General features: G+C 59.8%; 12 protein-coding genes and 1 tRNA gene. 5 read left to right on the top strand and 8 right to left on the bottom strand.

Annotation, left to right across the window (positions count from 1 at the left end; all coding sequences use genetic code 11):
* Positions 1 to 160: 160 nt before the first annotated feature.
* The 3 genes from QMG56_RS03555 to QMG56_RS03545 form a co-directional block, all read right to left on the bottom strand.
* Entirely contained in the window at positions 161 to 1,612 is a 1,452-nt protein-coding gene (locus tag QMG56_RS03555; RefSeq protein ID WP_281821192.1) for an NAD(P)-dependent oxidoreductase, read from the bottom strand.
* Between the two features lie 171 nt (positions 1,613 to 1,783).
* Positions 1,784 to 2,593, bottom strand: coding sequence for an undecaprenyl-diphosphate phosphatase (locus QMG56_RS03550; protein ID WP_281821191.1), 810 nt, complete (start codon positions 2,591 to 2,593; stop codon positions 1,784 to 1,786).
* 27 nt (positions 2,594 to 2,620) lie between these two features.
* The gene (locus QMG56_RS03545; RefSeq protein ID WP_281821241.1) at positions 2,621 to 3,547 is read right to left on the bottom strand and encodes a complex I NDUFA9 subunit family protein; all 927 of its coding nucleotides are present in this window, start codon (positions 3,545 to 3,547) and stop codon (positions 2,621 to 2,623) included.
* A 160-nt stretch (positions 3,548 to 3,707) separates the two neighbouring features.
* On the opposite strand from QMG56_RS03545, the gene QMG56_RS03540 reads away from it, so the two are divergent.
* The 3 genes from QMG56_RS03540 to QMG56_RS03530 all read left to right on the top strand — a co-directional run bounded on the left by QMG56_RS03540 (position 3,708) and on the right by QMG56_RS03530 (position 6,261).
* Positions 3,708 to 3,794, top strand: a tRNA-Leu gene (locus QMG56_RS03540).
* 161 nt (positions 3,795 to 3,955) lie between these two features.
* On the top strand, positions 3,956 to 5,161 hold the full coding sequence (locus QMG56_RS03535; RefSeq protein ID WP_281821189.1) for an integrase arm-type DNA-binding domain-containing protein: 1,206 nt from the start codon (positions 3,956 to 3,958) through the stop codon (positions 5,159 to 5,161).
* Between the two features lie 635 nt (positions 5,162 to 5,796).
* The gene (locus QMG56_RS03530) at positions 5,797 to 6,261 is read left to right on the top strand and encodes a cache domain-containing protein (protein WP_281821188.1); all 465 of its coding nucleotides are present in this window, start codon (positions 5,797 to 5,799) and stop codon (positions 6,259 to 6,261) included.
* 1,262 nt (positions 6,262 to 7,523) lie between these two features.
* Here the strand turns inward: QMG56_RS03530 and QMG56_RS03525 are convergent.
* From QMG56_RS03525 to QMG56_RS03505, 5 genes are all read right to left on the bottom strand, one after another.
* Positions 7,524 to 8,237: a glutathione S-transferase family protein gene (locus QMG56_RS03525; protein ID WP_281821187.1), complete on the bottom strand. Its 714-nt coding sequence runs from the start codon at positions 8,235 to 8,237 to the stop codon at positions 7,524 to 7,526.
* Positions 8,238 to 8,939: 702 nt separating this feature from the next.
* Positions 8,940 to 9,467 (bottom strand): zinc-binding dehydrogenase, encoded by a 528-nt coding sequence (locus QMG56_RS03520; protein ID WP_281821185.1) that lies wholly within the window; start codon positions 9,465 to 9,467, stop codon positions 8,940 to 8,942.
* 970 nt (positions 9,468 to 10,437) lie between these two features.
* Positions 10,438 to 12,396 (bottom strand): glycoside hydrolase family 127 protein, encoded by a 1,959-nt coding sequence (locus tag QMG56_RS03515; protein WP_281821184.1) that lies wholly within the window; start codon positions 12,394 to 12,396, stop codon positions 10,438 to 10,440.
* Positions 12,397 to 12,471: 75 nt separating this feature from the next.
* Positions 12,472 to 15,684 carry a glycoside hydrolase family 2 TIM barrel-domain containing protein gene (locus tag QMG56_RS03510; protein WP_281821183.1) on the bottom strand — a complete coding sequence of 1,071 codons (3,213 nt, stop codon included), beginning with the start codon at positions 15,682 to 15,684 and terminating at the stop codon, positions 12,472 to 12,474.
* Positions 15,685 to 18,270, bottom strand: a complete 2,586-nt coding sequence (locus tag QMG56_RS03505) for a glycoside hydrolase family 3 C-terminal domain-containing protein (protein WP_281821240.1) — start codon at positions 18,268 to 18,270, stop codon at positions 15,685 to 15,687.
* A 387-nt stretch (positions 18,271 to 18,657) separates the two neighbouring features.
* Here QMG56_RS03505 and QMG56_RS03500 point away from each other — a divergent pair, with 387 nt between their 5' ends.
* Positions 18,658 to 19,791: a fumarylacetoacetate hydrolase family protein gene (locus QMG56_RS03500; RefSeq protein ID WP_281821182.1), complete on the top strand. Its 1,134-nt coding sequence runs from the start codon at positions 18,658 to 18,660 to the stop codon at positions 19,789 to 19,791.
* A complete protein-coding gene (locus tag QMG56_RS03495; protein WP_230188210.1) occupies positions 19,791 to 20,552 on the top strand; it encodes an SDR family NAD(P)-dependent oxidoreductase in 762 nt (253 codons plus the stop codon). Before QMG56_RS03500 ends, QMG56_RS03495 begins: the two co-directional genes overlap by 1 nt.
* Positions 20,553 to 20,555: the final 3 nt, after the last annotated feature.

Below are 20,555 nucleotides of genomic sequence, written 5' to 3'. Positions count from 1 at the left end.
GCGATAGGTCGTGCCTTTGCCAGCAGTGCGGGATCGACAGGGGGAAGGGTGGATGCTCCCAGACCCGATGTTTCTGCAGCCGGTGCGGACGGGGCCACCTGCGCCATTGCAGTGGCTGGCATCGTCGTCGCCAGTGCTAAAGCTATCCAAGTCATGCGCATCACGCTGCCACCCTTTCACCCGCCTCCGCGCGGGCCTTGGTCTTCAAGTATTTATGCATGTGATCGGTCACATCGCGGCCGTCGCGGATCGCCCATACGACCAGCGATGCACCGCGCACGATGTCGCCCGCCGCGAAGACGCCATCCATCGACGTCATCATCGTCTTGTGGTCGACCCGGAGCGTGCCCCAACGGGTGACCGAAAGGTCTTCCGCGCCGAACATTTTTGGCAGGTCTTCGGGGTCGAACCCCAGCGCCTTGATGACCAGATCGGCCTCTATGCTATATTCGCTGCCCGGATCGGGTTCCGGCGCGCGGCGGCCCGAAGCGTCGGGCTGGCCCAGGCGCATGCCGGTGACTTTTACGCCGGTGACATGCTCCGTCCCTTCAAATGCAATGGGGGCGGAGAGCCAGACAAACTCGACGCCTTCTTCCTCGGCATTGGCGACCTCTCGCTGCGATCCCGGCATATTCTCCCGGTCGCGACGATAGAGGCACTTTACCGATTTCGCGCCTTGCCGGATCGCGGTGCGGACGCAATCCATAGCCGTGTCGCCGCCGCCGATGACGACGACATTCTTGCCCTTGGCATAGAGCGTCCCGTCCTCATGCTCGGGCACCGCATCGCCGAAGCTGGCGCGGTTAGAGGCCGTCAGGAAATCGAGCGCTTTCACGACGCCCTGCGCACCGATGCCGGGCGCGCGGATGTCGCGAGCCTTATAGACGCCTGTCGCGATCAGGATCGCGTCGTGGCGCTGCCTTAACTCCTCCATCGTGGCGTCGCGACCGACTTCGAAGCCTTCGTGAAAGACGATGCCACCGTCCTTCAGGCGATTGACCCGACGCATGACAACGTCTTTTTCAAGCTTGAATCCCGGGATTCCGTAGGTCAGCAAGCCGCCCGCACGGTCGTGCCGGTCATAGACATGCACCTCATAACCCGATGCGCGCAAATACTCTGCGGTTGTCAAACCGGCCGGTCCTGCGCCGATGACGCCGACCGACTGGCCGCGCGCCGCGCCGGGTATCAGCGGCTCGACCCAGCCTTCTTTCCAGGCGGTGTCGGTAATGAACTTTTCCACACTGCCGATGGTGACGGCACCGTGACCGGAAAACTCGATAACGCAATTGCCTTCGCAAAGCCGATCCTGCGGACAGATGCGGCCGCAGATTTCAGGCATGGTCGATGTGGCGTTGGACAATTCATAGGCTTCGCGCAGACGCCCCTCGGCAGTCAGGCGCAACCAGTCGGGAATGTGGTTGTGCAGCGGACAATGCGTCGAACAATATGGGACACCGCATTGCGAACAGCGGGATGCTTGCTCCTCGGCATCGGGCATCGGAAAGCTGGTACTGATTTCGTTGAAATTCGTAGCGCGCGCATCGGGGGCGCGCTTTTCAGGGTAATGCTGCCCCTTGGTGACGAATTTCAGCATTGGCGTGTCGGCCATAGTCTCTGCTCCCCGCCCTAATGGCGCTGGACGCGGCCATATCGCCGGAAAGCCGCAGAGTCACGGACTTTTTGCGATATAGGTCAGCAACACTGACTTATATTTGAGGGAAAGGGACAGATAAGGACGCCACTCCGTAACAATATTTCAAATATAACGGCCGTTCCGGATCTACCTTATGAGAAGCCAGACGATTGCGGCGCTTCCGGCAATGATTCGATACCAAGCGAAGGGCGCAAACCCATGCTTCGATACGATTCCGACGAACCATTTGATGACCAGCACCGCGACGATAAATGCTACGATGAAGCCAACGCCAATCTCCACCCAGTCGATCCCGCCAGACATCAAGGCTTCGCGGTTCTTAAACAGCTCCAGCGTCGTGGCTCCTAGCATGGTGGGGATAGCAAGGAAGAAGCTGAATTCCGCGGCGGTCCGTCGCTCCACACCCAGCGCCAACGCACCCATGATCGTTGCACCGGACCGGCTGACGCCCGGTATCATCGATATGCACTGGATAAAGCCGATGCCGATCACCCGCACGATGGGTATTTCCGCGATCCCCACGATATGCGCCTCGCGAATCAGGCGCTCGATCACCAGGATGGCCACGCCCCCTACGACCAGTGCGACCGCCACCGTCATCGGCGAACCGAGCATCGCATCGATTTGCTTATGCAGTGCCAGCCCGATTACGGCAGCCGGGATGAAGGCGATCACCAGGTTGCGCAGGAAACGCCATGATACCGGGTTTTTCTGAAGCAGACCGACAGCGACGGCCCAGAATGTCCGCCAGTACAACACCACGACAGCCAGGATGGCGCCAAGTTGAATGACGACGTTGAACATCGACCATTGCTCGGCATCATAGCCCAGCAATTCGCTGGCGAGGATCAGATGGCCCGTCGAGGACACCGGCAGAAACTCGGTCAGCCCCTCGACAATGCCGAGCAGGGTGGCCGTCAGAAAGTCGGTTGTCACAGGGCTGACAGTCCTTCGGTTTGGAGGTTATGCTTCCGCGCGACCGGCAAAACGGCCATGTCTGCGATACTGCACCAGCCAAGTGTCGGCGACGGCGGCCATGGGGGTAGGGGCGATGCCGAGTGTCTGGAATCCCAACGCGCCGGGTGCGACTACATTATCGTGCGCCAGCATCTTGAGCTGATCGCGGGTGATTGGGCCGCCGGGTAGCATAGCGATCATCGAGGCGGCTGCCGCCGGGACGGGCACGAACAGCTTGTCACGGCCAATCGCGCGGGCGATCCAGCGGTTGATGGCTTCCATGCTCAGTACTTCGGGGCCGCCTAGCTCGTAGGTCTTGCCGCCATGTGTCATCGGATCCAGTGCTGCGATGGCAATCGCTTTCGCTACGTCGACCACATAGACGGGCTGGAATTTCGTGCCGCCGCTGATGAGGGGGACCACCGGTGCCATGCGGATCAATTGTGCAAAGCGGTTGAGGAACTGGTCCTCCCGCCCAAAGATGATGGACGGACGAACGATCGTGGCGGTTGGGAAGGCAGCCCGGACGGCGGCTTCGCCTTGTCCCTTGCTGCGCCCGTAAGCCGATGCGCTTTCCGGATTGGCACCGATGGCGGAAACCTGAACCATGGCTTGTACGCCAGCCTCTGTTGCGGCTTCCGCCACGGTCTGTGCGCCTTGACGTTGCACCGCGTCGAACGCACCGTTCAATATCCCGACCAGATTGATGACTACGTCCGCACCCACCACGGCACGTGCGACGCTCATCGACTTATTAATGTCGGCGGACATAAGCTGGATCTGGCCAAGCCCGCCCAAAGGCTTCAGCCGCACAGCATTGCCCGGATTGCGCTCGGTAATGCGCACGCGCACACCACGCGAAAGAAGTTCCTGCGCTACATAGCGACCAAGAAAGCCGCCACCGCCGAAAATCGTAACCAGCCTGTCCTGCATCATGGACCCCGTGACCAAAGCAAAAAGGGAATGTCTCGCGCTCCCTTGCCCCAGCACGCCGCGCGAAACAACCGGGGGAGGGGCATCGTGCCGTAAAAATATCGCATACAGGCGATTGACAGCATCCAGCCCGCCGACTATCCGCCGCTGCCTACCCCGTGCCCAGATGGCGGAATTGGTAGACGCACCAGCTTCAGGTGCTGGCGCTCGCAAGGGCGTGGAGGTTCGAGTCCTCTTCTGGGCACCATTTGTTCTTCCGGCTACGTCCGCACAGATCGAAAAAACCGCTGAATACAGCGGTTTTTTTGTGTCTGGCGTCCGCCGGTTTCCACTCGTGGATTTGGGTTTCCGAGGTACTTGAGGGTATATTCGCGGGTATCAGCCAACCTGGCTACAGGAGATACCCTCATGGCACTTTCATTCGTTGCGGTGACCAAGGCAAAGCCCCGCGAGAAACCGTATAAACTCGCTGATGGTCATGGTCTCTATCTGTTAGTGACCCCGCAGGGTGGCCGGTATTGGCGCATGAACTATCGCTTCGAAGGCAAGGCCAAGACGGTGGCGATGGGCGTTTTTCCGCTGATCACCCTGGCAGAGGCCCGTGAGAAACGAGAGGAAGCCCGCAAGCTCTTGGCAGCAGGATCAGATCCGAGCGCGACGCGGAAGGAGATGGAAGCTCAAGAGGCGTTGGAAGCCACCACCGGTTTTCGAACGGTCGCCGAGGAGTGGCTTGCAAAGCGAGAACGGGAAGGGCTGGGCGCTGTCACAATCGGCAAAGTAAAATGGTTGCTCGAGTTTGCCTATCCCGCTCTTGGTAGTCGCAAGATTGGCGAGATCACCAGCATGGAACTGCTGGCGGTCCTTCGGCAAGTAGAAGGTCGCGGCCGCCATGAAACTGCCAGACGACTAAGAAGTGTGTGCGGCAGGGTGTTCCGATACGCGATCGCTACTGGCCGGGCAGAGCACGACCTTTCGGCCAACCTTCGTGATGCGCTGACAACACCCAAAGTGAAACATCTCGCTGCAATAACCAACAGCCAGCAGGTCGGTCCGCTCATGCGGGCGATCGAAGACTTCGACGGTCATTCGGTGACCCGGGCAGCTCTGCGACTTGCCCCCCATGTTTTCGTTCGGCCGGGTGAGTTGCGTCATGCCGAATGGACCGAAATCGATTGGGACAAGGCGGTATGGTCTATCCCGGCAGAAAAGATGAAAATGCGACGGCCTCATCGCGTACCATTGTCACGGCAGTCACTGGCTATTCTGGCTTCTATTCGCGAGGTAACCGGGACAGGCAAGTTTGTCTTTCCCGGCTTCCAGTCCGTGAAACGCCCAATGTCGGAGAACGCTTTAAATGGAGCACTTCGTAGACTGGGCTATTCTGGCGACGAGATGACGAGTCACGGCTTTCGCGCAATGGCTAGCACCTTGCTCAACGAAATGGGGAAATGGCATCCGGATGCAATCGAGCGCCAGTTAGCGCATGCTGAAGCCGACGCGGTCCGGCGCGCTTATGCACGAGGTGAATATTGGGGCGTGCGCATAGCGATGATGCAGGCGTGGTCAGACTATCTCGACAATCTCACTGGCAGGAAGACATGTGCGGAAGTCTGATCCCGTTGCTTATGGGATGTCCAGTTGGCGGTGGATATCAATACCTACCCAAGTCGGCCACTCAATGGTCAATTTCCCCTCTGCAGTTGCGGTCAGCCTGCAATCCCGGCAGGTGCCGACCCTTCTCAGCTGTTTGAGCCGCTCGTTTTCCGCTCCTGATTGCCGACCGACAGCTTCTGGATCTTCGGCCTAGGCCGCTGCTGACGTCTCTCGCTTTAGCATATTGGTTACACAACTGATGCTGGGAGCGCCGGGGCCCTGGATCACCGTTTGCCGAAGGTTTGGCCAAAGCTTGGTTGGTTCAGCCGTTTGAGCACCAGCCGCTTAAACCGGTGTGCATGCGCGGCAATACAGGCGATGGTCCCAGCGTTGCATGATAAAGCTGCCTCGTCTGTTCCTGCTGCCAAAATAAGCGCTGCCTTCTACGCGATGGCCGTTGGAATGGGCCGCTGCGCCGCGACGCGAACCCTTAAGGCCTCTTCATCCTAAAGGTCGTTTTGATCTCCCTCAAAGAAACGGGAGGCAGCCGGGCGCAGTCGTCTCTTACCGGGAACAAGTGCCAACCACGATTGAACCAAAAATCCTTTTCGCTTGGACGGCTGCGTTAGGCGTACCGCCAATTTGGGAGTATGACAATGAAGATACTTGCTTACCTGCTGCTTATGAGTGCTTCGGCCGTTTCGTTGCAAACATCCCCTGCCATGGCGGCAGCCCACGCTTCCGCGGCCGATGCGCGCGCCATGCTCGAACGAGCGGTTACGCGACTTAATGATGTAGGTGCCGACAAAGCGCTGGCAGAGTTCAACCAAAGCGCAGGGCCGTTCAACACCGGAGAACTTTATGTTTTCGTGTTCAATCTCAAGGGTGTCTACGAAGCTTATGGTGCGCATCCGGGCCTCGTTGGCACTGATGTAAGCGACCTCAAAGACGCCGAAGGCAGACCCATTGTCCGGGATATGATCGAGATCGCGAAAACATCGGGCCATGGCCGGATCAACTATGTCTGGCTTAACCGCGCTGACAATCGCATCGAACATAAGATGTCGCTCATCGAACTGGTTGGCGATCATGTCGTTGGGGTTGGCTACTACCCCGGTTGAATTGGCGGTGGCTGACGGTCGGCCATGCCCAAATTAAGACATGCGACTTTCCAAGTACGTCTCCAGCAAGCGATTGGTCAGCACCGGCCAATTGTGGTCGGTCGCGATGGCGCTATCGTAGCTGAATAGGGGTTAATTTGTAGGGAGGCATCCAGTTGGCTTAAACAACGGCTATGTTGGTGGATCCGGCCGACCGGCCTAACGTAACCGGAGTGACTGCTCTTGTCAGATTGCGACATTCGCGCAGTCAGAAGCGAACGTCGCAATCCGGTCGCGAGCTGCCCGAATAGCGGAACGTCCGCTCCTGGGGAACGAAATTTGGCCGCTGAATGACCGGGATGGGTCGGTTGGGCCAAATCCGTCTTCCGCCTGAAACCGGACGGGCTGCTGTCGCGGCGTTCAACGCCCAAGCGCCATGCAGAATGACGATCGAGGGTGGATGGCAGACTGACAGCTCTTGTCGTGGCTGGATAGAAACCAGCCATTAAGGAAAGCCCACATATCGTCAGAGCCAACGGATGAGAATGTCAGGGAGAACGATGATGGGATACGCTCGGCTCACTGCCACTATCGGTTTTGTCCTCGCGCTGGCGAGCGTGCCGGTTGAGGCCTGTCGCGTTCGCTTGTCTGCCCAAGAGAAGTTGAATGGAGGTTACGCCAAAGGAATTTTCTCGTCGGTCGCTTTAGTTACGATTGCCGACGCGAAATATACGCGGGAAGCCTTTTCGGACACCCACCCTTGGTCCGCCACAGCGAACGTGGACCACCTACTGCTTGGCTCGTTTGAGCCAAAAACGGTGACATTCGAGCGAGGGTAGGGAAGTGCAGCATGCGATGATGGACATCCTCTTGCCAAAGTCGGCCAGCATTGGATCGTGTATCTCTGGAAGCATCCGCAGCGTGGCCAAATTGTATGGGCGACCTATCCTTTGCAGGTGGCGTCTGCGGCCGACCTGGTGGTGGAACGCTACTTGAAACTCAATATACGCAAGTAACTCACCGCCTTGGCCAAAGCCTAAATGTCCGTTTATGGGTAGCGCTGCTCAGGTGTGGAGCGTCCGATTCGGTCGACGTCCGACAGGCAGCTATTTCCGCTCCCGGTCGATCACCGACCCTAAAGGAGACTGGCAGCTATCGCCCAATGGCCAGCGGAAACCCGACATTCCGTTATCGGCCCAGTTTCAGTCACTTCACATAATGGCGGATCTCAGTCCCGTACTTTTAGTTCGATGAATCGGCCATCACATCGCGGTGAGCGCCGGTCAGGTCTGGGGTGTGGGAAAGCGCGCCGGATCAGCCATAAGGGCTTCGATTCTTGCCTGCGCGGCGCGGCTTTCCGGGCTGTCGCCATATTCGGTCTGGGGATAGGGGATGCACCGTCCCCGTTGGACCGCAGGCCGGGCGCCGACACGATCGAACCAGGCCGAAAGATGGGGATAGTCAGCCATGTCCTGCCCCTGCCACTGATGATATTCGATCCAGGGGAAAAAGGAGATGTCGGCGATGCTATAGTCCGCCCCGGCGAGGTAAGGGCGTGTCGCCAGTTCCTCGTCGAGCAGCGTGTAGATGCGGCGTGCCTCCTTGATGAAGCGATTGATCGAATAGGGCTCTGCCTCGGGCGATAGCAGCCGATACCAGTGGGCATTGCCGAGATAGGGCGCGTGCGTTGCCTGAAAGCTTGCCCATTTGAGGACATGATAGCGTTGCGCGCCCGATGCCGGCAGGAACAGGCCGGTCTTTTCGGCGAGATAGATCAGCATCGCCGCCGATTCCCACAGCAGCAGCGGGCCGTCCGGCGCATCGTGATCGATCATCGCGGGCAGGCGACCATTGGGACTTTTCGCCAGGAAGGCAGGCTGCTTATGCTCGCCGGCATAGGCGTTCACCCAGTGCCATTCATAGGGAAGGCCGACCTCTTCCAGCATGATCGAGACCTTGCGGGGGCTGGGCGCACCCATGGTGAAAAACTCAATCATCGCTCGCTCTTCCTTGCTGGCCATCTTTTCGTGCGGAGCAACTAAGGGACGATCGGGCCGCGCGGCAAGGGGTTTGAGTTGTAGCGGAACTGGAAAAAAGGGTTCAGCGGGAATTCCATCAGCGGTAGATGCTAAGGAAATACGAAGTTTTAGGGTTGTCGGAGGAACCGTAGAAATCATCGCCGGGCAGGTTTGCTGTAAGATCAACCAACGACTTGGAAGGGTCCCTACCCCTGCGGAAACTCATGCAAACCGAACATGAGTTGATCAACGCGACGCGAATTCGGGCGGCATCCAGGCAATCGCATTCGTGCCACCCCCCCCGTTCCTGACTGTGCAGCAGTCGCCAACCCTGGGACAGTTGTACTGCCGCCAATCCCGCATCTAGGTGTTGCCGATCATGTACTTGAGGGGGGATGTCAAAGCAAATGCACTCTTTAGAGATGCCAAGCTCGCTGCATCCTGTCCGGAGAATCCGGGAAACTGTTGGATATTGCAAAAATGGATCTGAGATGGCCGCCTGAGGGGTATTTGCATCTCTCAAGGTACGGTTCCTATGACAACACCGTTGCGAGTGCAGCGGTCATCTTTGGAGGTACTTTGACCGCTCGACGTAAAATGCCATCGGAACGCTTTGCAGATGATGCGCGGAACTCGATATAAGTAACACACGGTTGATTGTGTTATCCTGAATGCCGCCGTTCAGCGCATGGTGAGGACGATCTTGCCGCCGCCCCCAGCGGCCATTCGCGACTGCGCGGCGCCCGCTTCGCGGAGAGGGATGCGTTCGCTGACAGGGATCGCGAAACGACCGTCGCGGATGTCTTCGGCGAAGCTACGCAATGTGTCGGGGTCCGGTTGGGCGAAGACCCGGGTCACCGACGACACGCCCGAATGCCTTTCTGCCGCCCCGTCAGGTATCGCGGACGTATAGGCATATCGGCCGCCTGGCCGGATCATTGCCATTAAAGGCTCCGCCAAGGCGCGACCGATCGTGTCCGCAACCGCGTCGAACTTGCTGGAGCGAGCCAATGCCTCCTCGTCATCGATCGCGATAGTGCCCGCGACCTGGAGGCCCGCTGCCTCGCTCAACTGTCGGGCGCGCACGCCCGCGATGACGCGCGCACCAAGCTTGTTAGCCCCATGAACGGCTGCCCGACCCACGCTGCCGAGCGCGCCGGTCACGAGAACCGTCTGCGCTGCAGTGATCTGGGCGCTTATCCTGACCATTTGTTCGCCGGTAAGCACCGCAACCTGATTGCCTTTATAGCTGAATTTCTTTTCTTTAGCGCGCTGCTCGCTCTTTCGACTGTCCTATGTTTGATCCCATCGCAAGCCGGGCGGGGCGGCCAACAGAAGCGACCGTGTAAAAATGAGACGCTGCCGATAAAAGTCCGATGATTGACCAGCAGCTATCCAAGGGTCTGTGTCGCACCTTCAACGTCGGCGATGTTAGGGGCAGCTGACCAATCCATCGGCTCAACCAAATGTCAGATTTCCCAATTTTCAGCCCAAAACCGAACTGGCAGAAGTCGGCCAGATCGTGATTTCTAGGAGCGTGCTTGGGCAGGCAATTTGGCTGCTGGACATCAACCTTTGTTCTCGTGACAATGGCACCGCACCAAGGACTTTCGATGCCTGTGGGGATGTTTGTGGTATCGAATGTGGGATAGCTACGTATGGATGGAGCAAATTGCAGGAAATCCGGGCTCGATTGCCTCAGGTTATTAATCCCTGCCTCTCCGCCACATTCCCTGTCCTTCCACATCGGTTTAAGCATCGTAAGCGCGGACTTTTTTAGCGACTTTCAGTATGATTCGCGTTGGCGGCGATCCACGCTGATCGCTTCTGCGGAACCGCAGAGAAATTGGGTGGCGAAATAGGCAAGGCCGCACTAGGCCGACTGTGGTCCTCCACCACGCCAAGTGCTGTTCCATTGTGTCAGGCCTGACCGTGTGACGAAAATATCGGGCTCAGGATCAGATCCCGAACAAACGTCCACCGACGGAATGTGTGTTGCCGTAGATCTTCGACCGAGACGGATGGTTTGGCCAACCGGGGCCCGGCCCCCCAATACCCACTCGGTCTCCTCCGCGAACGGGTACGCGAGACCTGTTCTCTCAGGACTGCCCGATCGAGCCGGTCGATCCTCCGGGAGTCGATGGCATGACCAGAAGCCGCGCTGGGGGCAGCTATCGTCTTAAGTGATGGGCCAATAGGTCGCGTAGCGTTCATGCGCTATGCGATGATAGGGGATGAGGCGCACTGGACTACCGTCTTTTGAAACGATCGTGAATTCGAGCGGGCGGTCCTGACGGCGAAGAGCGTTGGCAAGCTCCTGGGGTTCCCCCGCCAGTGTCGGGGGCGTGAAGGGCGCATTGTTATAATCGCCATATTTGCGCTCATTTACGACAATGTCGGAACCGGGAGCCAGTCCCGCCTTCCCCAATGCGCCTGCCAGGAGCAATGGGCCGTAGGTGAATGCAACGATGCTGGGGGCGGCAGGAGCGCTTTCCGCCGTAACTTCCATGACCAGGCGGAGTTCGACGCGATCGCCGTTCTTCCATGTGCGCAAGAGTTCGACATAGCTGCCCGGATCGTCCGACTGCGCGGCCTGCTGGCCGTTGATCAGGACAGTGGCCGTGCGGCTCCAGCGGGGATGGCGCAGGCGCAAAGCAATCTCTGTCGGCTGCTGGAGCGTCCAGCGCAGCGTGGTGGCGGGCTCTTCGGGGAAGGCGGTGCTTTGGGTCAGGACCGCGCCCTTTGCCTTCCACGTCACGGATGAGGGGATGAAGAGGTTGACGTAAAGCGCCCGGTCATCGTGAAAATAGATGGAATCGCGATATTTGACATGGTTTTCCATGCCCGTGCCGGTGCAGCACCAGAAGGAATCTTCAGGCGTGTGATACAGCTTCATATAGCCGGGCCGGGCCCCCTGGAAATAAGTTGCCATGCCCGTGTCCGGATCCTGAGACGCAAGAATGCCATTATAGAGTGTGCGCTCATAATAATCGGCGTAGCTGGCGCGCGGATCGTGCAGGAACAACGCGCGGGTCAGCTTCAGCATATTATGCTGGCAGCAGGTTTCCGATCCCTTCGCCGAGAAAACATGGCTATCGAAGTCTGCCATGGCGAAGAAATGTTCGTTATCGCCATGGCCACCGCTGGCGAAGGAGCGGGTCAGGGCGACCGTCTTCCAGAAGAATGCCGCCGCGTCCCGATAAGTCTCATCGCCGGTGGCTTCGTAGACCCGTTGGAAGCCCACGATCTTGGGCACTTGCGTGTTCGCGTGCAGCCCGTCCAGTTCGTCGTGGCTTCGCGCCAGCGGCTCCATGATCGCCTTATGCGAGAAGCGCTTCGCCAAGGTGCGATAGTCTGGCTTGCCGGTCATGAAATACAAGTCGGCGTAGATTTCATTCATGCCGCCATGTTCGGTCGCCAGCATCGTTTCGAAATCGGCGTCGGACAGGCTCTGTGTCGCAGCTACGCCCCAGTCGGCCAGCTTTAACAGGACGTCGCGCGATACGCTGCTGTCGGTCAGGAGCGCTGCGTCCCTCAGTCCGGCATAGACCTTATGCAAGGTGTACCAGGGGACGCCGGTGATTTTGTCCCCGCGAATATGCGCAGCCATGAGCTGCGGTCCCTTGGGGAAGGCGCAGACAAGGCCAGATCCTGACGCCTGCTGACACGCAGCGAGTTCCCCCGCGATATAGTCGATCCGGTCTTTAAAGCGCTTGTCGCTGGTGGAGCGATAGGCGAGGGCGCATCCGGACAGATAATGGCCCAGCGTGTGGCCATGACAGTTGATATCGTCCCATGTCGCTTCGGATTCCCATCCACCATAGACGGCGGCCTTGGGCTTGAGGCCAGCATTTACCCGGAAATTATGAAGCATGCGGTCAGGCTGGAGTTTAAGGAGATAGGCTTCGGTCATCCGTTGGGCATGGAGGAAGGGGCCTTTGCTCAGCGTCACGTCGGCCATGTCGAACGGCTGAAGGGTCGTGGGCACGAGCGGGGGAGTGGATTGTTGCAACGGTTGGGCGGACACGCCGCGCGGCGCTATTGCCATCCAGCCCGCAAGCAGCGCTCCGGTGCCGACCGTCGCGAAAAACTGGCGGCGCGAACTTCTGCTTTTTGTGCGCACATCTTCCACAGTCATTGCCTCTCTTAATTGTCGGAGTAATGATAAACGATCGTGGTGGGTAAACCAACCCTGATCGCGAATATTCGATCGTCAAAAGGCAATGGGTGTACCGGATGCCGTGGCGGGTAACGCGCCCTTGCTCGCACCCGTTTCGGCCGCAACAGACAGGGTGAAGCCATAACGCTGGGGTGCGACCGGTATGCGATAGCGTTCCAGCGGACGACCCAGCGAACTCCAGCTATCGGTTCCGCCCAGACCGCTTTGGATTTTGTCGATCAGCAGGGTGATCGTGCCGTGCGGCCGGATATCGCTGCTCCGCCGCGTTCCGGGTGGTTGCTTTGCCAAGTCGTCATAAGGAAAGGCAAGGACATTGGTGGAAAGCGGCTGCTCCCCCGTAACCATGAATGAAGGCAGGTTCGCGCCGCTGATCTTCAGCCACCGCACGCCGACTTTGTTGCCGGTTTCCTGTGGCCGCATATAATCGTGGTTCTGGTCGGCGATTGCGCCCGTCCAGCGGCCCAGCGCTGCGCCGACCTGCCGGTCCCAATAGCTTTCATGCGGTCCTTTGCCATACCATTCTACTCTGTCGAAGGCGGTGGGCATGGTGAAGGCCAGGCCGATCCGCAGTGGGTCAGGGAGATTTGCAGCGGTCGGAGTGAATTGGGCGTCGACCGTAACGGTTCCATCGCCGCGCATGACATAGCGGTTTTCGAAACGTGCCGCATCGTCACCTACCGCGAAGCGTACGCGGATGCCGACACTCCCGTCCGCGCTGCGTTCTGCGATCGTCGCCTCTATCGTGCGGGTTTCGGAAGCTCTTTTCCATAGTGCGTGGGTGCGCTCCAGTTTCGTCCCGATATCGTTATCGGTCAGCGCCCGGGTGAAGTTGGGGGTTCCGCCCGCCAGAATCGCGCGGCCGTCCTTGCGATAGTCGATCAGTCCGGTCGCGCGGTCTATCGTCAGGTCTGTGCCCGCCGCCGATAGCGTGATCCGGTTATCCGCTTCGGTCAGCACGACCGGCCCCGTTACTGCAGGTGCGGGTGCAGTCGGTATGACCGGCAGCACGAACTGTTCCCACGCTATGAGATGACCTGCAGGCACCAGCGGCACGGCACCGCCTCGCGCCCGGGCAGTGAGCGTGACGACATATTCATGGCCGGGCTTGCGGATGTCAGGCAGTGCCAGCGCGACTGGCGCTTCGGTCCGCGCGGGGGCGGTCATCGTGTGCAGGTCGCCGCGCGCCACTTCGATCCCGTCTTCCAGTAACAACCAGCCAAGATCGAAATCCGACAGGGTGCGGAAGTCATGGCGGTTGATGACGGTGAACGTGCCGCGCGCCACATCTTCGGCGCGGAAGGCAATCGGCTGATAGACCTTGCGCATTTCGAACAGGTGCGGATTGGGGGTGCGGTCGGGCTGGATCAGGCCATCGCCAAATTCGATGTCGCCACCGGGATTGGGCCCATAGATCCCGCCGGTGCCCCAATAGGGTTCGCCACTCTCGTCCCGCGCATACATGGACTGATCGACCCAGTCCCAGATGAAGCCGCCCTGCAATTTGCGGTGGGCGTAGATCGCCTCCCAATAGTCGGCCATGTTACCGCCGCTGTTGCCCTGCATATGCGAATATTCGCACTGGATGAGCGGCTGGGTATAGCGGGGGTCGCGAGCATAGGCGATGGTCTGGTCGACGCTGTAATACATGGGCGCGAAGATGTCGGCATAGGCGTTCGGTTTGGGGTCGGTAAGCGTGCCCCAGCCAAGATAGCTGATGAGGCGTGTTGGATCGCGCCGACGCGCCTCGGTCGCCGCCTTTTCAAACACGGGGCCGATTCCAGCCTCATTGCCGAGCGACCAGAAGATGATGGAGGGATGGTTCTTGTCCCGCTCCACCATATTCGCGACGCGGGAGATATGGGCGGCATCCCATGCTTTGTCATAACCAAGCTGATAGAGCTTACGCTCCGCGTCGCCGGTCCAGCCCATCTCCATATAGGCGTGGGATTCTATGTTGGCCTCATCCATGACGTAGAGGCCATATTCGTCCGCCAGATCGTACCAGCGCGGATCGTTGGGATAGTGGGACGTGCGCACGGCGTTCACGTTGTTGCGCTTCATCATCTCAATGTCGCGGCGCATCGAATCCATCGAAATGACGTGAAAGGCCTCGGGATCATGTTCGTGCCGGTTGACGCCGCGAATGGTGATGGGGCGACCGTTTACCGCCAGTTGTCCGTTGCGGATCGCGACGTCGCGAAAGCCGATGCGTTGCGCGGTCGCCTGTATGACTGCGCCCTTGTCGTCCAATAGCTCCAGCAGCAGCGCGTAGAGATTGGGTGTTTCCGTTGACCAGGCGCGTATCCGGGGCACCCGGTCGGTCATGCGGATGGCCTGTTCGGTCTTGCCCGGTTGCACGGGCATGGTGCGTGCCGAGAGCGTCTGATCACCATCGAGCAGGGTGGCACGCAGGGACATTGGTTTTGCGCTGGGCGAGATTTTCGCGATGACGTCCAGCGTGCCGTCGCGCCAGTCATTGACCAACCCCGCCCGTATCGCAAAATCGCGTATCCGCGTCTTTGGCGCGGCCATAAGGAACACCTCCCGCTCGATCCCTGATACGCGCCAGAAATCCTGATCCTCAAGATAGGAGCCGTCCGACCAGCGATAGATGCGGATCGACACACTGTTCCGACCCGGCCGCAGATACCGGGTGACGTTGAATTCGGATGGAAGTTTGCTGTCCTCGCTGTAGCCGACCTGCACCCCGTTGACCCACACATAATAGGCCGATCCCGCTGCGCCGATGTGCAGCAGCACGTCCTGCCCGGCCCAATCGGCGGGAATGTCCACGTCGCGCCGGTACGATCCCACCGGGTTGCGATCATGCGGGATAAGCGGGCGATTGGCGGGGAAGGGGTAGGTAATATTGTTGTAGCGCGCCTGATCGTACCCTTCGGCTTGCCAGTCGGCGGGGACGCGAATGGTCTTCCACCCCGACACGTCGAACTCATCGCGGAAGAAATCCGCCGGTGCGCCATCGACGTTGGGCGAAAAGAAGAATCGCCATGAACCGTTGAGCGAAAGGAAGCGGCGCGATGCCGCGCGGTCTCCGGCCAAGGCACGCTGTCGATCCTCGAACGGGAAGCCAGTGGCGCGGGCAGGCTCCTTGCCGCGTTCGAACACAGCCGGGTTCTCCCAGTCGGGTCGGCTATTATCGACCTGCGGTGAGAGGGGGATTGCAGGCCGACCCTGCGCCATGACCATCGGGGCAAGCAGCAGCAGGGCGAGCGCTGGCGCACGCATTTATTTAGGAAGGTCTACAGTTTTGGCGATGGCATAGGTCGTGCCTTGCGTCGGAACGCCACTGTCTGGCTGGCCCGACCCGATGCTGAGACGGTAGCTGCCGGGGATCAACTGCCGCTCGCCCTCGTTCGTCACGAAGCTCATGTCGCGTGGGGAGAGCGTGAAGCGGATGGTGCGCCGTTCACCGGGCTGGAGCGAGACACGCTGGAACCCGCGTAGTGCCGTGCGTGGAGCGCCTTCGAACCCCGGGGGGGAAATATAGAGCTGCGATACTTCTTCGCCTTCTCGCGCGCCGGTATTGGTTATGTCCGTGACGACGGTCAGGCCGTTTTCCAATGCGCCGTTCACGGGTTCGACCCGCAGCGGCCCATAGGCAAAGCTGGTGTAGCTGAGGCCATAGCCGAACGGATAAACCGGCTTGCCCTTGAAATAGCGATAGGTGCGCCCGTCCATGCCATAGTCGGTGAAAGGCGGCAGATCGGCAACGCTGCGGTAGAAGGTAACCGGCAGGCGACCGGCGGGGTTGACCCTGCCCGACAGAATGTTGCCGGCGGCGAGGCCGCCTGACTGCCCCGGATACCATGCCTCCAATATTGCAGAGGCGTTGTCTTTTGCCCAGGACAGGTCGACCGCGCTGCCGTTCATGACGATCACCACCAGCGGCTTGCCCAGTGCCTTGGCCTTTTCAAGAAAGGCGCGCTGGTCGGCGGGCAGGTCGAGCGTTGTCTTGTCGCCGCCATCGAACCCTTCGACCTTGACCGGCATTTCCTCGCCCTCCAGATCGGAGGTTAGGCCGACAACCGCGACCACGACGTCTGCATCCTTCGTTCCTGCTGCCAGATCGCGTTCGGCGTTGTCGCTGATGCGTTTCCAGAAGATCGCGGGACTGGCCGAGACGCTGCTTTCGCCCTCAAGGCTGATGGCGTAGCGATCGCCCTTGCGCATCGGCACTTCGCTCAGTTTGAGCGGTTCGGCCCAGCGGGAATAGTCGGTGGCCGAAACCACCGGCTTCCCATTGAGCGATACGCTGCCTTTCACGCCCGTCAGCGCGAGGCGATAGAGGCCAGTTTCTGGAGCAATCAGATAGCCGCTCCAGACGATCTTGTGCTTGTTCGAAATCTGTTTGAATTCCGAGGCACGGGATAGGAGGCTGTCCTCCACGCGCGTCAACACGGGCTTTGCGGCATAATTCTTGTCGCCTACCGCGTTATAATATTGGGCGCGCAGTCCGGGCTTGCCATCGGGGGTCTGCAATGCGGATCCCGGGACAAGGTCGCCATCGGTTATCGAGGGGCTGAACGGGATCACGGTGATTGCAGAACCGGGCATCGCCTGCCGCAGACCGTCGGCGACGGAGATGGGTGGGGCCGACTTGGATGAGGAATAATTGCCGCGCAACACACGTGTGGCATCGGCCAGCGGGCCGACAACCGCGATTTTCACGCCGGGACTCAGCGGCAGGACACCGTCATTCTTGAGCAGGACCATGCTTTTTTCGGCGGTTGTCAGCGCCAGCGCCTGATGCTCCTGCGTGCCGATCGCGCTGACCGGTGTGGCATTGGGGCGGCGGGCCGTCAGTCCGGGCAGGTCGCCATTGCGATAGCGTGCGGAAAAGAGACGGACCAGTGCGGTATCTATGTCGCCCATGCCGATATAGCCGCGTTTGAGCGATTCCTTGTACCGGTCCCCAAGATCCGTCCGTCCTGCAACGGTGCCGTTATGGCATTCGCTGTCCACGCCGGATTTCAGTGACGTGGCGACGCCGGTAGAGACGTCGGGGGCATATTTATGATGTTCGTAGATATCGACCACGGCGTCGCAGTCAGACACGACATAGCCGGTAAAGCCCCATGCTCCGCGCAGATACTCTTTGAGCAGCATGTCGCTCGCGCAGGCTGGCTGACCGTCGACCCGGTTATAGGCGCACATGATCGACCCGGCCTTGCCCTCCACAATTGCGGCGCGGAATGCGGGCAAATAGGTGTCCTCAAGGTCGCGCTTGGTTGCGAAGATATTGTCGGTGTGGCGGGTGGGTTCCGGGCCGCTGTGGACGGCATAATGTTTGGGCGTGGCGACGACATCGGGCAGGTCCGGATTGTCACCTTGCATGCCCTGGATGAAGGCGACGCCGATCCTGGCGGTCAGGAAGGGGTCTTCCCCATAGGTTTCCTGTCCACGGCCCCAGCGCGGATCGCGGAAAATATTGATATTGGGCGACCATGTGTCGAGACCGGTGCCGATGCGGCCCAGATGCCCGGTTGCGCGGCCAAGGCTGTGGAGCGCGCGCACTTCCGTGCTGATCGTCGCGGCGACGTTCTTGATAAGGGGGGCGTCGAAAGTGGCGGCCAGACCGATCGGCTCCGGGAAATTGGTGGTCGGCACCGCGCCAATCGCGCCGTGCAGCGATTCGGTCCACCAGTTATAGGCGGGAATGCCCAGCCGCGGGATGGCGGGCGCGACATTGAGCAACTGAGGGACCTTTTCGTCGAGCGTCAGCGCATTGACGATTTGGCGGGCCTTCTCGTCAGCAGCGTCGCGCGCGGGCGAAGGCTGAGCAAGGGCTGTCGAAGTGGAGGCGAGCAGCATAAAAAGCGCGCTCGACGCGCGGAATGGGCGGGCCTTGCCCTTGGCTGTTTCGCGCAGAACTTTCGCAGGAACGCAACCCGGACGAGCCGTATTCAATATCGCTTCGCGGCGATTGACATGGTTGCGCATCATCGTTCCTCCCAGAGTTTTTAAGCGGCTTCATCCGGATATTGCAAATGGGTAGCGCTAACACTTCGCATGTCAAGCCTGCGAAATAGGTCGTCGGCTGAACAATGGGTGATGATCGACGAGTTCCAAAGGCGACATCTTCGGTAACAAAATGCGCGTAAAGATGGGCATGGACGACCTCCATGCACGAGACCTCTTGACACACATGCCAGTTCCGTGTCGGTAGCGCTACCAGTTTTACAAATTCGGGAGTTGAGGATGAGGGGCAATGGTTCCGTGGCGGATATTCTGCCGTCGGACTGGCGGGCGGGACGTTTCGTGGGGCGGGTGATGACTCCCGCCGGGCCGACGCCCATTCTGGTCGTAGATGGTATGGCCTATGACATGGCGCGGGTCGCTCCCACCATATCCTTGCTGATGGACCGTCTGCCGTTGTATCCGGCGCAGGGCGAGTCGTTGGGCGCTCTGGACGCGCTCGACCTTCCGTTGCTCAGTCCTGTCGACCTGCAATGCGTGAAGGCATGTGGGGTGACCTTCGCCTTGTCCGCAATCGAGCGAGTCATTGAGGAGCGCGCGCGCGGCGATTCCACAGCCGCCGCCGAGATACGTGGGCGGCTTGAAGAGCGGGTGGGCGGTTCCATCCGAGCAGTTAATCCCGGCTCGCCAGAGGCCGCCGCGTTAAAGGCGGCTCTGATCGAGGACGGACTATGGTCGCAATATCTGGAAGTCGCCATCGGCCCAGATGCGGAGGTGTTCACCAAGGCGCCAGTCCTGGCGACCGTAGGCGCAGGCGCGCAAATTGGTATCCGGTCGGATTCCACCTGGAACAATCCGGAACCCGAAATCGTGTTGATCGTCAACGCATCCGGCGAGGCCGTCGGCGCTACGCTGGGCAATGACGTCAACCTGCGCGATTTCGAGGGGCGGTCGGCGCTGCTGCTGGGCAAGGCAAAGGATAATAATGCGTCCTGCGCGCTGGGGCCGTTGATCCGCCTGTTCGACGCCGATTTTACGATTGACGACGTACGCAATGCCGAAGTCGCCCTGACGATAGATGGACCGGAAGGCTATCGGCTGGAGGGGACGAGCAGCATGAACCAGATTAGTCGCGACCCGCTCGAACTGGTCCGCCAGACATTGAGCGAGCATCAATATCCCGACGGGTTCGCGCTGTTCCTTGGGACATTGTTCGCGCCGGTGCAGGACCGTGACGATCCGGGCAGGGGCTTTACGCACAAGGTGGGCGACGTGGTAACTATCGCCACGTCGCGTCTGGGTCGGCTGACCAATGAAGTTGTGACATCCAAGGATGCGCCGCCGTGGACCGGGGGGCTGGCGGATTTCATGTTCAACCTCGCCAAGCGCGGCCTGTTGAAAAGCAACGTGGCATGATCGATCGTGCTCATTATCCCAGCCTGTCGGGCAAGCGCGTATTCATTAGCGGCGGCGCAAGCGGCATCGGCGAAGGGCTTGTGGAGGGTTTCGTCGCTCAGGGTGCCCGCGTGGCCTTTTGCGATATCGTGGCAGATGCAGGGCAGCATGTTGCCGATCGCCTGACGCCCGGCGCAGCCCATGCGCCGATCTTTCGTCAGTGCGACCTGCGCGATATTGCGGCGGTGCAGGCGATGCTGGCCGAGGTGGAAACGGCGCTGGGTGGCGTGGATATACTGATAAACAATGCGGCCAATGACGACCGGCACAGCATCCAGGAGGTCACGCCGGAATATTGGGAGGAGCGGATGGCCGTCAACCTGCGCCATCTGTTCTTCACGGCGCAGGCCGTGCTGCCCGCGTTCCGGCGAGCAGGCGGTGGCGTCATCCTGAATTTCGGGTCGATCAGTTGGCATCTGGGAATGGCGGACCTCATCCTTTATCAGACCGCCAAGGCCGCGATCGAGGGCATGACTCGCGCAATGGCGCGGGATCTGGGCCGAGAGAATGTTCGCGTAAATACGATTGTACCCGGTAATGTGAAGACGCCGCGACAGATGCAATGGTATACGCCCGAGGGAGAGGCGGAGATCGTCGCCGCACAATGTCTGGACGGCCGGATTTTGCCTGCAGATGTCGCAGCGCTGGTTTTGTTTCTGGCGTCGGACGATGCAAGGATGTGTACCGGTCATGACTATTTCGTCGATGCAGGCTGGCGCTGAAAA

It is taken from the genome of Sphingobium sp. BS19 (assembly GCF_027925545.1).
GTDB lineage: Bacteria > Pseudomonadota > Alphaproteobacteria > Sphingomonadales > Sphingomonadaceae > Sphingobium.
The sequence above is the reverse complement of the archived record's forward strand: the minus strand, read 5'-3'. Positions and strand labels throughout refer to the sequence as shown.

Coding starts and splice junctions, on each gene's coding strand:
- QMG56_RS03555 (WP_281821192.1), bottom strand. CDS start 1,612: ATGGCCGACACGCCAATGCTGAAATTCGTCACCAAGGGGCAGCATTAC.
- QMG56_RS03545 (WP_281821241.1), bottom strand. CDS start 3,547: ATGCAGGACAGGCTGGTTACGATTTTCGGCGGTGGCGGCTTTCTTGGT.
- QMG56_RS03535 (WP_281821189.1), top strand. CDS start 3,956: ATGGCACTTTCATTCGTTGCGGTGACCAAGGCAAAGCCCCGCGAGAAA.
- QMG56_RS03530 (WP_281821188.1), top strand. CDS start 5,797: ATGAAGATACTTGCTTACCTGCTGCTTATGAGTGCTTCGGCCGTTTCG.
- QMG56_RS03525 (WP_281821187.1), bottom strand. CDS start 8,237: ATGATTGAGTTTTTCACCATGGGTGCGCCCAGCCCCCGCAAGGTCTCG.
- QMG56_RS03520 (WP_281821185.1), bottom strand. CDS start 9,467: ATGGTCAGGATAAGCGCCCAGATCACTGCAGCGCAGACGGTTCTCGTG.
- QMG56_RS03515 (WP_281821184.1), bottom strand. CDS start 12,396: ATGACTGTGGAAGATGTGCGCACAAAAAGCAGAAGTTCGCGCCGCCAG.
- QMG56_RS03510 (WP_281821183.1), bottom strand. CDS start 15,684: ATGCGTGCGCCAGCGCTCGCCCTGCTGCTGCTTGCCCCGATGGTCATG.
- QMG56_RS03505 (WP_281821240.1), bottom strand. CDS start 18,270: ATGCTGCTCGCCTCCACTTCGACAGCCCTTGCTCAGCCTTCGCCCGCG.
- QMG56_RS03500 (WP_281821182.1), top strand. CDS start 18,658: ATGAGGGGCAATGGTTCCGTGGCGGATATTCTGCCGTCGGACTGGCGG.